Source organism: Cellulomonas telluris, assembly GCF_004886325.1.
GTDB lineage: Bacteria > Actinomycetota > Actinomycetes > Actinomycetales > Cellulomonadaceae > Cellulomonas > Cellulomonas telluris.
The window spans coordinates 1-532 of sequence record NZ_QXFN01000099.1; the positions used below are offsets into that span (position 1 = coordinate 1).

Below are 532 nucleotides of genomic sequence, written 5' to 3' on the forward strand. Positions count from 1 at the left end.
CGACGACCAGGTCGAGACCGACCTGCCGATCGTCGGCGAGGGCGCGCTGATGGCCCAGCTGTCCCGTGCCCGGGACCGTTCGATGCACTCGATCGTCGCGACCATCCAGGCCGAGCAGGACAAGGCCATCCGCGCGCCCGGCAAGGGCGTCGTGTCGATCTCCGGCGGCCCCGGCACCGGCAAGACCGTCGTGGCGTTGCACCGTGCCGCCTTCCTGCTCTACTCCGACCGTCGGCGCTACGAGGGCGGCGGCGTGCTGGTCGTCGGTCCGAGCGGCGTGTTCATGCGCTACATCGAGCGCGTCCTGCCCAGCCTCGGCGAGACCGCCGTCGCGCTGCGCTCGCTCGGCGAGGTCGTCGGGGGCGTCCGCGCCACCCGCCACGACGAGCCGGCCGTGGCCGACGTCAAGGGCGCGACCAGGATGGCCGAGCTGCTGCGCCGCACCGCGCGCCAGCACGCGCCGGGCGCCCCGACGAGCTTCCGCATCTACTGGCGCGACGAGACCATCGTGCTCGACCCCGGCCTCCTCGGC

General features: G+C 74.1%; 1 pseudogene. It reads left to right on the forward strand.

Annotated features, from left to right (window positions below):
- Positions 1 to 532: pseudogene (locus tag FB586_RS18910) on the forward strand (helicase); the annotation flags it as partial.